10 protein-coding genes are annotated in these 10,515 nt (G+C 61.3%); 2 read left to right on the top strand and 8 right to left on the bottom strand.

The window, feature by feature from the left end; all coding sequences use genetic code 11:
- Window positions 1–83: 83 nt before the first annotated feature.
- The 3 genes from murJ to JK213_RS01235 form a co-directional block, all read right to left on the bottom strand.
- Entirely contained in the window at window positions 84–1,640 is a 1,557-nt protein-coding gene (gene murJ, locus JK213_RS01245) for a murein biosynthesis integral membrane protein MurJ (protein ID WP_194261525.1), read from the bottom strand.
- A gap of 76 nt (window positions 1,641–1,716) precedes the next feature.
- Window positions 1,717–1,962 (bottom strand): hypothetical protein, encoded by a 246-nt coding sequence (locus JK213_RS01240; protein WP_194261524.1) that lies wholly within the window; start codon window positions 1,960–1,962, stop codon window positions 1,717–1,719.
- Between the two features lie 106 nt (window positions 1,963–2,068).
- On the bottom strand, window positions 2,069–2,563 hold the full coding sequence (locus tag JK213_RS01235) for a glutathione peroxidase (RefSeq protein WP_194261523.1): 495 nt from the start codon (window positions 2,561–2,563) through the stop codon (window positions 2,069–2,071).
- A gap of 147 nt (window positions 2,564–2,710) precedes the next feature.
- On the opposite strand from JK213_RS01235, the gene JK213_RS01230 reads away from it, so the two are divergent.
- Together JK213_RS01230 and sodC are read left to right on the top strand one after the other, a co-directional pair.
- Window positions 2,711–3,916: a nucleoside transporter C-terminal domain-containing protein gene (locus JK213_RS01230; RefSeq protein ID WP_194261522.1), complete on the top strand. Its 1,206-nt coding sequence runs from the start codon at window positions 2,711–2,713 to the stop codon at window positions 3,914–3,916.
- Window positions 3,917–4,013: 97 nt separating this feature from the next.
- A complete protein-coding gene (gene sodC / locus JK213_RS01225; protein ID WP_194261521.1) occupies window positions 4,014–4,538 on the top strand; it encodes a superoxide dismutase[Cu-Zn] in 525 nt (174 codons plus the stop codon).
- A 9-nt stretch (window positions 4,539–4,547) separates the two neighbouring features.
- Here sodC and JK213_RS01220 read toward each other — a convergent pair whose 3' ends face one another.
- Genes JK213_RS01220 through tsaD form a run of 5 tightly spaced genes read right to left on the bottom strand, consistent with a single transcriptional unit; the run spans window position 4,548 to window position 10,495 of the window.
- Entirely contained in the window at window positions 4,548–5,522 is a 975-nt protein-coding gene (locus JK213_RS01220) for an NAD(P)H-dependent glycerol-3-phosphate dehydrogenase (RefSeq protein WP_194261520.1), read from the bottom strand.
- 2 nt (window positions 5,523–5,524) lie between these two features.
- On the bottom strand, window positions 5,525–6,364 hold the full coding sequence (locus tag JK213_RS01215) for a 23S rRNA (adenine(2030)-N(6))-methyltransferase RlmJ (RefSeq protein WP_194261519.1): 840 nt from the start codon (window positions 6,362–6,364) through the stop codon (window positions 5,525–5,527).
- Window positions 6,361–9,039 (bottom strand): DUF4132 domain-containing protein, encoded by a 2,679-nt coding sequence (locus JK213_RS01210; protein WP_194261518.1) that lies wholly within the window; start codon window positions 9,037–9,039, stop codon window positions 6,361–6,363. Before JK213_RS01210 ends, JK213_RS01215 begins: the two co-directional genes overlap by 4 nt.
- Before the next feature lies 1 nt (window position 9,040).
- Complete coding sequence (locus tag JK213_RS01205) at window positions 9,041–9,397, bottom strand: hypothetical protein (protein ID WP_194261517.1); 357 nt, start codon at window positions 9,395–9,397, stop codon at window positions 9,041–9,043.
- A gap of 12 nt (window positions 9,398–9,409) precedes the next feature.
- On the bottom strand, window positions 9,410–10,495 hold the full coding sequence (gene tsaD, locus JK213_RS01200) for a tRNA (adenosine(37)-N6)-threonylcarbamoyltransferase complex transferase subunit TsaD (RefSeq protein WP_194261516.1): 1,086 nt from the start codon (window positions 10,493–10,495) through the stop codon (window positions 9,410–9,412).
- Window positions 10,496–10,515 lie beyond the last annotated feature (20 nt).

Below are 10,515 nucleotides of genomic sequence, written 5' to 3'. Positions count from 1 at the left end.
TCCGGGTTGTCAGGTCGGGGAAGGGGAAAACAGTGCCTTGGCAATACCGTCTTCCTGCCGGTGTGTGAACCGGCAGGGCGGGGTCAGCGGGTGCGTCTGCGGTTCAGGCGTGACTGGAAAGCCACGGCGACGTCACGCAGGCGCACCACCTTCAAGGCATCGAGCGTCATGACATAGACCAGCATGCCGAAGACGATCAGAGCCATAAGCATGCTGAAGCGCCACACGCCATGCCAGGAAGGCAGGTCGGGCGCTGCGAGTTTTTCTGAAGCCGCGACCCAGAGCGCCATCATGATTGCGGCTCCCGTAATTCGCAGGGCGCGACCTTTGAGGAGCGGGTCCGCGATGAACAGGCCGCGCCGATGCAGGATGATGGCGAGGAGGGTGCAGTTGGCGAAAGCGGCAATCGTGCTGGCCAGCGGCGGCCCAATATGACCCAGCGGGCGATACAGCAGCAGGTTGAGGACAAGGTTCAGCCCCAGTGTGAAGAAACCGATACGGACGGGTGTGACGGTGTCGCCTTCCGCGAAAAAGGCCGGGGAGAGAACCTTGATGAGGACGAAGGCCGGCAGGCCGAGCGCATAAGCCTGAAGGCACTGGCCGGAAAGGAGAGCGTCCGCGACGGTGAAATGGCCGTAACTGAAAAGAGCGGCCATGATGGGGAAGGCGAGGACGATCATGCCAATCATGGCCGGCAGCGTCAGGAGCAGCGTGTAGTCGATTGCGCGGTTGACGCTGGAATGAACGGCGGCGCGGTCGTTGTTGGCGATATGGCGGGTCAGAAGCGGCAGAAGAGCTGTTCCCGCCGCCGAGCCCAGAACGCCGAGGGGAAGCTGGTTGATACGGTCCGCGAAATACAGGATCGAAGGCGTTCCCACAGGCAGGTGGGTTGCGATGATCATATCCACGGTCAGATTGATCTGGGTGACGCCGGAGCCGACAAGGCCCGGCCCCATACGCCGTAGGAGTGCTCGCATGTCCGCCGACAGGCTGGGCCATGTCAGATGTGGTCCCATCCCTGCGCGATGGGCGGCCCAGTAGAGAGCGCCAAACTGCACGATGCCTGAGAGCGTCACGCCCCAGGCACTCACGACGGCCGTATTATGCCAGACCAGAGCGCCGAGGAGAATCGCCGCGATGCCGATGATGTTGAAGGTGACGTATGCGGCGGCTGCGGCAGTGAATTTCCCAAGCCCGTTGAGGATACCCGAGACGAGAGCCGCGCCGCAGATCAGCAGCATGTAGGGAAACGTGATTCGCGACAGATGTACCGCTATTTCGAAACGGGTGCCGGTGAGGCCCGAACCGATGAAGCTCACGACCAGAGGCATAAAGATTTCGGCAAGGATCGTCAGCAGGGCAAGCCACAGCATCAGGCCGGAAAGCGCCTGACCGGCGAAGCGCAGAGCGGGCTGGGGGCCTTTTGTTTCGTAACGCTCGGTGAACATCGGCACGAACGCCGCGTTGAACGCGCCTTCGCCGAAAAGACGCCGGAACATGTTGGGCAGCCGCAGCGCGATCAGGTAGGCGTCCTGAACGGGGCCGGCACCAAGGAACGCGGCGAGAAGCTGGTCACGAACGAGGCCGAGGACACGCGAAAGCATGGTCCAGCTGCCGACTGTCAGGAAATTGCGAAGCATTTCCTGATCCTAGCCTATCATTCAGCGCTGCAACATATACTCCGTGACAGGAAAAACACGCCGTTGCGGATTGGCCTCAACGCAGGATCGTTTCGCGGTTGTACGGGGTCTTGCTGCTGCGCTGCGACTGGCCCAGGCTGGGGCGGACGGCGGCAAGACCGATGCAGAGCAGCGTGACTTCCAGCATCAGCATGGCGCTGGCCCAGAAAATGCCGGACAGACCGAGGAAAGTCGTGACGTGATGGGCCACGGCCGGGGTTAGGGCACCAAGCGCCGCAACCACCAGAAGGGGCAGGATCGGACGGAGTGCTGAGTCCTTCATAACGAATCTCCTGTCACATTTCTGACTTGAACTGTGACGGATTTCGATACGGATATTCAAGGAAAAAAGACGATAGCCCACATCTCTCCTGTGTGAGAGCGGCCCGTCAGTTGCTCAGGATAACCCTGCGGATGGCTTCCTCGACCCGGTTGGAGGCCGGTTTGGCCAGCGGGGTGAACCAGTTCGCAAGATTGCCGTCGCGGTCGATCAGGTATTTGTAGAAATTCCAGCGTGGGCGGGCGAGGAAGCCGCCCTGCTTATCAAGCCACTGAAAAATCGGCGTAATTTCAGGGCCGCGGACATGCTGTTTGGCTGTCATGGGAAAAGAAACGCCGTAGTTGCGGTAACAGAAAGTCTTGATATCTGCCGCAGAGCCGGGTTCCTGCTCGCCGAAATCGTTTGACGGAATACCAATGACCATCAGACCATCCGAGGTGTCACGGCCATAACGGGACCAGACATGCTGGAGATCTTCATATTGCGGAGTAAAGCCGCATTTTGAAGCCGTGTTGACAATCAGCAGTGGTCGTCCGCGATAGGCCGAAAGGTCGATCGTATCGCCGGACAGGCCGGGGAGGCTGAAATCATAGGCACAGGTCATGGGGCGTTTCCCTATCAGTCGGGCGGCATCCTAGCGGTTCAGACGCGTGCAGGCGAGAGAGGAGGGGTGGACAGAACGTGACATGATGGACAGGTTCAGATCGTTTCAGGTTCAGTTCTACCTGTTTTTCATGAGGAGTTTGCCTGAGTGATCCTGCGCGTCCTTTTCGGCATGGCCGGGCTTCTGTTTCTGGGGGCGCTCCTGTCCACCAACCGCCGGGCCATCGACTGGGCGCTGGTGGGCCGGGCGTTGCTCTTGCAGGTGCTGATTGCGGCGGTCGTGCTGTGGGTTCCGGCAGGCGCGCATGGACTGCATGTCGTGTCCGATGCGGTGACGAAAGTTCTGTCCTTCGGGGATGTGGGCAGTGCGTTTCTGTTTGGTGGTCTTGTTGGCCCGAAAATGGATGGATTGTTCGGCAATGGCGGCTTCGTCTTTGCGTTGAAGGTGCTGCCGGAGATCGTCTATGTCGCTGCACTTCTCGGGCTTTTACAGCACTGGGGCGTGTTGCAGTTCCTCTCGAAGCTGATTGGCGGGGCGCTCTCGCGGATCCTGGGAACGACGGGGCTGGAATCGTTTGCAGCGGTGCTGACGATCTTTCTGGGACAGAGCGAGATTCCGATCGCGCTTCAGACCTGTCTGGCGGAAATGTCGGAGGGGGAACTGGCGACGGTTCTGTGCAGCGGAACGTCGTCCATCGCCGGGTCCGTGCTGGCGGGATATGCGTCGCTGGGTGTGCCGATGGAGAACCTGCTGGCGGCGTCTTTCATGGCCATTCCGGGCGGGCTGCTGTTTTCACGCATTCTGTTTCCGGGGCCGCGCCACTCTGACGCGCAGATTGCGGGGGCGGATCATGGTCATCACAGCATGTTCGAGGCTATTGCCGACGGCGCGATGAATGGTGCGAAGATCGCTGTGGCGGTGGGGTCTGTTCTGATTGCCTTCGTGGGGCTGATTGCGTTGGCAAATGGGCTTCTGGGAGCGTTTGGGCTGTCGCTATCGTGGATTCTGGGGATGGTCTTTGCGCCGTTTGCCTGGCTGCTTGGCGTGCCGTGGAGCGAATGTGTCGTGGCGGGGGGGCTACTGGGGCAGAAGATCGCGTTCAATGAGTTCGTGGCCTATGTGAACCTGTCGCCGCTGATCCATGCCCATGCGCTGTCTCAGCGGACAATCACGATCCTGTCCTTTGCCCTGTGCGGATTTGCGAATATTTCGACGATCGGCATTCTGATTGGCGCGTTTGGAAGCGCGGAGCCGCGTCGGCGGACGGATGTGGCGTCGCTTGCAGTGCGAGCCGTTGTGGCAGGAACGTTGTCCAATGCGATGAGCGCGGTCATTGCGGGGCTCTTTGTCTGATTCTGGGCGGATCACGAATCTCTGATCGGAAGATTTGCCTGACCTAAGCTAAGATGAGAATAGTTATCATCTGACTTTGCAAAGACTGTGAGTGCCCATGCGTCGTTCCGGATTTCTGACCATTCTTTTGGCCTCCGCCATAGCCATCCCTTCTCTGGCCTGTGCGGCAGACAGCGTTTCGGGAGAACTGAAGGGGACGGATGGCGCGTCTCATGGGATCGTGACCGTGACGGACGCGCCAAAGGGCGTTCTGCTGCGCCTTCAGGTGCAGGGGCTGACACCGGGCTGGCACGGCATTCATTTTCATGAAAAGGGCAACTGCGCGGCTCCGAAATTCACCAGCGCGGGCGCGCATGTTCATGCGACAACGCCGGTGGTGCATGGTCTGCTGAAAGCGGATGCGAATGACGCCGGTGATCTGCCGAATCTGTATGTCGCACCAGACGGGACCGCGACGGTAGAGCTTTATTCCACACTGGTTTCGCTGAAGGGTGGCAAAGCCCTGCCTGCGCTGATGGATGCCGACGGCGCATCTGTGGTGGTGCATGCCAAGCCGGATGATTACCAGACCCAACCGATCGGTGGTTCAGGCGACCGGGTGGCCTGCGCCGTTCTTCACTGAAGCGCGTCGTTATTCCCGGGTTGGGGGGCGGTCCAGCAGAAGATGACGCGCTTCCTCGATCGAAACGCCCTCGTTAAGGAGGCGGGTGACGGTCTCGATAATCGGCACCCGCACATTATGTTTGCGGGCAAGGGCGAGCATCGCGGGGGCGGTCAGAACGCCTTCCGCCACCGTTGTGCGCGAAGCGAGAATATCCGCAAGCGGGCGACCTTCACCGAGTTCCAGACCCACGCTGTAGTTGCGTGAACCGCGACCGGTGCAGGTCAGAATAAGATCCCCCATGCCCGCAAGCCCTGCAAGCGTGATGGCGCGGCCTCCAATGGCTTCGGCCAGGCGGCCGATTTCGGCCACCGCGCGGGTGATAAGAGCAGCGCGGGCGTTTTCGCCCAGTCCAGCGCCGATCGTGATGCCTGCGCCGATAGCAATGACGTTCTTGGCGGCTCCTGCAAGCTGAACACCAGCGGCGTCATCGCTGGCATAAAGACGAAAGCTGGATGTGTTGAGGAGCGCCGTGAGGGTCTGTGCAAGCGCAAGGTCCGCGCAGGCCAGCGTTGCTGCGGCAGGGAGGCCCTTGGCGATTTCGATGGCAAAGTTCGGACCGGAGAGAACGCCTGTTGGGCGGTTCGGCATGGTCTGGGCTAGCACATCGAGCGGCAGGAGAGAGGTGGCCTGTTCCAGCCCCTTGCAGCAGGTCACGACCGGAACGGCCAGGTCGAGTACACTCTGAAGCCGTGTTGAGACATCGCGGGCGGTCTGCACCGGGGTCACGAGCAACACAACATCGGCGGTGCGCGGGAAATCACCGGTAATGGTGACGGTGTCGGGCAGGGGAATGTCCGGCAGACGCGGCAGGGTGCGGGTTCCCGGCGGGACTGGGTTTCGCATCCAGAGCGTGACGTCCGCGCCGGTCGCCGCCATGGCGCAGGCCAGCGCGGTTCCCCAGGCTCCGGCGCCGATAACGGCGATATGCGGACGTCTGCTCATGATTATTCCTCTGCCAGCCGTTCGATAATGATCTGGATGTCTTCGGCATCAGGGGAACGCAGGCCGGTGGCGAGGGCTTCAAGAATATTGCGGGCATCGTCTTCGAAGCCGAACGGCGCGTTGACGACCAGCAGTCCACAGCCATTCAAACGGGACGGATCGACGGGCGGCCGGAGCAGGAACTCGCAGGCGAGCATGTCTCGGATGCCTGCGTCCTGAAGGGCCGTGTAGAACGCGCGGACAGGTGTGCGATGCTTGATCGGGTACCAGACGGCGACGATGCCGGCGCGGAAACGATTGCGGATCAGGGCGATGGCCTCGGCGCAGCGGGCGAAATCGTCCGGTTTTTCAAACGGCGGATCAATGAGAACGAGACCGCGCTTGAAATCTTTGGGCGGGAGAAGCGCACGCAGGGCCTCGTAACCGTCACGGTGATGCACGGCGGCCTGCGGGTCCGCATGGAAGAGGCGGCGGAGGGGGCGGACGTCTTCAGGATGCAGTTCGCAGGCAATAAGCTGATCCTGCGGACGCAGTTCGCTGCGGGCGAAAGCCGGGGAGCCGGGGTAGCGGTGCCGGTCCTGCACGTTGGGGCGGACGGCGTTGAGATAATCCGCAATCGCGGGGGCTGCAGGATCGTCAAGCAGGCGGCCGATGCCCGCGCGCCATTCCCCGGTCTTCTCGGCTTCTTCTGACGTGAGGTCGTAGCGGCCGCATCCGGCATGGGTATCGAGGACGACGAAGCCTGCGGGTTTACGCTTGAGCGCCTTGATCAGTGCGAGAAGCAGGGCGTGCTTCATGCAGTCGGCGAAGTTTCCGGCGTGATAAATGTGACGGTAGTTCAAGATGTCTGTTCCGGGGTGGAGGCGGGGAACTGCCTGAGGATGACGGGATCGTTGATTTTGTCATCGGCAGCGAGAAGGAAGAGTTTCGACAGGATGACCGAGAGGGTCTGGTCGTCGTCGAAGGGCAGGGCGATGCTGGATTTCTTTTTGCGGGGGTCGGGTACGATGCAGATATAGCGCCGGTCGGGATCGAGGAAGATGTTCCCTGTTCCGATATGGATCTGGTAGCTGTGCAGCACGCCGCGGACATGGACATGCGTGTCGGTGAGTTCCAGGCGGTCCGCGATGGTGAGGCGGGGGAGGATCCGTTCAAGCGTCTCATAGCGGATGCGGGCGCGGCCGTTGAGGGACGTGGTTTCGTCCTGCCCCCACATGGCGAGATCACTCAGGCGGCGCCATTCGCCGATGGAACGGCCTTCCGCGCCGTCGAGATAGGTGACTTCGAGGCCGATGGAGGCCACGCTCACGAAGAGGTCCAGATCGCGCATGACTTCCGAAAAAATCAGCGGCGGGACGTTTTCGAGGGGAACAGTGTCCTTGCCGATGGCGAGCTTTTTGCCGCCGTCGTGACGCCAGGAGCCCTTGTCCGTGACGGTGCGGAACTGAACCCGATCAGTGAGGATATGGGTGAATGTTCCGTGCTGGAAAGCGGCCTGACCGTCGACGCCGGCGGTCCAGATTTCGGCATGCAGACCGGCGGCGGGAATGGTCAGGCTGGTGGGATCGCCCTCGCTTGAGGGCAGGTGCATGCTCAGGGTGCGCACGCGCCAGCCGCGCTGGCGGCCGAGTTCGACAGACTGTGCCTGACGCAGGACCTGCTTTGCGTAGCGAAGGGAGGCCGGGGACGTGGCGCGCTCGGCGTCCGTCAGGACATAGGTTTCGCGCCAGGCCTGACGGATGGGCTGGATGAGGGCGATGGCTTCCAGCGTGTCGCGCCACTGGTTGACGAAGGCCATATCAGCGTCCAGCGGGTGCCAGAGTGTAAGGGTTTCGTCGTCGCGCAGGGGGGCGGTCGGGGTGCCGTTCGGGGCGACGGGTGTGCCGTTCGGGAAGAGGACGGTGCGCTGTGTGCCGTCGGGCGCGGTGAGGGTCCAGATCTGGCGGTGGGCGAGCCAGGACAGGACGGGATGGGCCAGATAGTTCGTGCGGAAACGTTCGGCAGTCCAGCTTTCCTGAGTGAGCCAGGAGCGTTCGAGGCGCAGGCGGTGGGCCTGCATTTCCTTTGTCAGGGCGCGGGCTTCTTCCCTGAGTTTTTCATAGGCGCGGATGGTTTTGAGCTCGGCTCGGATCGCGGGAGGGACCGGGCGCAGTTCGGTGCCATCGGCGGAGAAGAGTGTGACCGTGCCGGAGCCGTTGGTTTTTACGGAGAGGGTCGCGGTCAGGCCGTTGGGAAGCGGAACGGCCCGTTCATGATGGCTGTCGAGGTCGTGGGTATAGGCGGAGCGTTCTTCGAGTTCGGTGATGCTAGTGCCGGATTTTTGTGCGGAGTCGGCCAGGGCGGCGTTGATCTGACCGAGCATCATGGAATGACGGGTCTTCTGGCGCAGGGCGATTTGTTCGTTGATGGCGTCGCGGTCTGCGGTAATGCCCAGGGCGCGGATGATGCGATTGAACTCGAAGACTTTCTCGTTCTTCTGGAAGTTTTTTGCCAGTGTGCTGAGGAGTTGCACATCTTCAGGCTTGCCACTGACAGCGACGAGCCAGAGGCAGCCGCACAGGATTTTATTGAGCTTGAGCAGTTCCGTTGGAGGGCGTTTGCCAAGGTTTTGTAGTCCCAGTGCCGCAGTGTCCATTCGCCAGAGGGTCTCTTGTTCCGGTATGAAAGCGTCTGGCTTGGCGATTAGTTCGTAGGCCGCTTCCCGAACGGAGCCTGTGGCCTTGATGCGGTTGTTTGCATGCAGGATGAGGATGGGAAGAATGGTGGCCCGATAGAGCGGACCGTCGATCCAGCGACCGTCCGCCGTATCGAAATCGCGAAGAATAGTACGGGCCAGGGTCAAAACGTCCTGTCCGTCAGGGGCGGCGAGAATGGCAGCTCGGTCGTGCAGGGTTCTGACAGAGGGTGTAACATTATCGGGGGTGGAGAGGCGATCAAAGACGGGATCGTCCACATTGCTCGGATACAGGGTCAGGCGAATGATGTACTGGCGGATGAGGCGGAACGCCCCAGGGCGTTCGACCGGAACCCGGACATAATCTGCTCGGGCCTGGGCTAGCCATTTCAGATCTATGATGCGATGGGATTCGGAATTCACGGACGGGACTGGACCCGAGCCGAATATTTCGAAGCGGGTCCAGTAGGAATGGCGCTTCGCCAGTGGAATGGGAGCTTCGGGATCAAGGCTCTCGCGAGAGAGACGCTCCAGCCATTTCGGAGACGCAGGCCGTGGCGCGGTGCCCATCGTCTCGGGCAGGAAATAGGCGGCGAGAGGAATGGTATCGCTGAGGTATTGGTACGCATGCTCCCTAAAGGCGTAGCCTTTGTAGTCGCATCTCTGCTGTTCGTAGAGTTCGACCCATTTTTTTCTGGCGTCTTCGAAAACCGTAGGGCAGCGGGAACGCATCAGGGCGCGCCACTCAATGAAGGCCTGTTCCATGTCGCCGACTTTTGACAGGAGGCGATAGAGCGGACCACCGGGCAGGGAGGCGACAAGCACTGGATCACGCTGCTGCATCTCAGCCTCCGACCAGCGGGATGAGGCGCATAAAGGTGATGGTCATGTCCGGGCTGAGGGTGATGCCGTCATCCAGATGCGGGATCTGATGGTCATTGATGATGACCAGATAGGCCCGGCGTTCAAAAGCCTTCAGGGCATGGTCGATGGCGGCTTCCACGGTTTCGATACAGGGTGCGCCCTGCGGAACGAGGGCGGTTTCTTCGTTCTCTGTTTTGCCGCCGTTGTCCCATTCGAGACGGACGCGTTCTGCGATCAGGTCCCGCACGCGCAGATGTCTGCGGGCTTTCCAGTCAAAGCGCAGGGCGAGTCTGCTGATGCCGGTTCCGGTCTCGTCGCGGATGAGGATGGCGGTCATGAGGCTTCCTGTTCAGGCGTGAGCGGGAGTGCGTTCAGAGAGCGGCCAGCGGGGGCGGGCGGCGGTGTCGATGTCGTTGGGTGTTTCGCCTGCATGAAGACGCTCAAGCGCAGCCCACGCAACCATCACCGCATTATCCGTACACAGCCGCAGGGGCGGAGCGAAGAAAGGGATGCCGTGATTGGCGGCGACCTGTTCGAGCGCATGACGCAGGGTTTTGTTGGCCGCCACGCCACCTGCTACGACGAGCGCCGTGGCATTCGGGCTGAGGGCAAGAGCATGCTCGGTACGATCAGCCATCACATCCGCGACGGCGCGCTGGAAGGAGGCGGCGACGTCTGCGGCGAACTGGCGCGGAAGGGCATTGCGCGTTCCGGTCGGATCCTGCGTGTCGATCAGGCGGCTGACAGCGGTTTTCAGGCCCGAAAAAGAGAAATCGCAGCCTTCGCGGCCTTTGAGCGGACGGGGAAGTGCATAGGCATCGTCCCGGCCTTCGGTGGCAAGTTTTTCCAGCGCAGGGCCGCCGGGCCAGCCAAGACCAAGCATCTTGGCCACCTTGTCGAAGGCTTCACCGGCGGCATCGTCGATCGTACCGCCTAGGCGGACATAGTGGCCCGTCTGTTCGACCGACACGCACTGGCAATGACCACCTGAGACGAGCATCGTCAGGTAAGGAAAGTGAAGTGCCGCTCCGAGGCTGGGAAGCCGGGGCGTGAGAATATGGGCTTCGATATGGTTCACGGCCATGAAAGGACGCTTCAGCGCCATGGCCAGTCCCTTGGCGTAGGAACTGCCAACAATCAGGCCGCCAATCAGGCCCGGACCGGTCGTGCCAGCGAAAATATCAATCTCTGCGAGCGTCAGAGAGGCTTTTTTCAGGACTTCCGCCACCAGAGCGGGCAGCGCGTCCAGATGCGCACGGGCCGCGATTTCCGGGACGACGCCACCAAGAATGGCATGATCGATCTGGGACAGCACGCTTTCGGCCAGAATGGTGCCGTCATAAGCGAGAATGGCGCAGGCCGTATCGTCGCAGGACGTCTCGATTGCGAGAAGGGGACGCGCAGGTGTGGGAGAATGAGTAACGGGGGCTGACATCCCCTTATTATGGCCGAGTC

The organism is Gluconobacter sp. Dm-44 (genome assembly GCF_018256175.1).
GTDB classification, from domain to species: domain Bacteria; phylum Pseudomonadota; class Alphaproteobacteria; order Acetobacterales; family Acetobacteraceae; genus Gluconobacter; species Gluconobacter cadivus.
The sequence above is the reverse complement of the archived record's forward strand: the minus strand, read 5'-3'. Positions and strand labels throughout refer to the sequence as shown.

Bases quoted from the DNA above. Each gene is read 5' to 3' on its own strand.
- JK213_RS01240 (WP_194261524.1), bottom strand. From the start codon at position 1,962: ATGAAGGACTCAGCACTCCGTCCGATCCTGCCCCTTCTGGTGGTTGCG.
- murJ (WP_194261525.1), bottom strand. From the start codon at position 1,640: ATGCTTCGCAATTTCCTGACAGTCGGCAGCTGGACCATGCTTTCGCGT.
- JK213_RS01210 (WP_194261518.1), bottom strand. From the start codon at position 9,039: ATGCAGCAGCGTGATCCAGTGCTTGTCGCCTCCCTGCCCGGTGGTCCG.
- JK213_RS01205 (WP_194261517.1), bottom strand. From the start codon at position 9,397: ATGACCGCCATCCTCATCCGCGACGAGACCGGAACCGGCATCAGCAGA.
- JK213_RS01235 (WP_194261523.1), bottom strand. From the start codon at position 2,563: ATGACCTGTGCCTATGATTTCAGCCTCCCCGGCCTGTCCGGCGATACG.
- tsaD (WP_194261516.1), bottom strand. From the start codon at position 10,495: ATGTCAGCCCCCGTTACTCATTCTCCCACACCTGCGCGTCCCCTTCTC.
- JK213_RS01220 (WP_194261520.1), bottom strand. From the start codon at position 5,522: ATGAGCAGACGTCCGCATATCGCCGTTATCGGCGCCGGAGCCTGGGGA.
- sodC (WP_194261521.1), top strand. From the start codon at position 4,014: ATGCGTCGTTCCGGATTTCTGACCATTCTTTTGGCCTCCGCCATAGCC.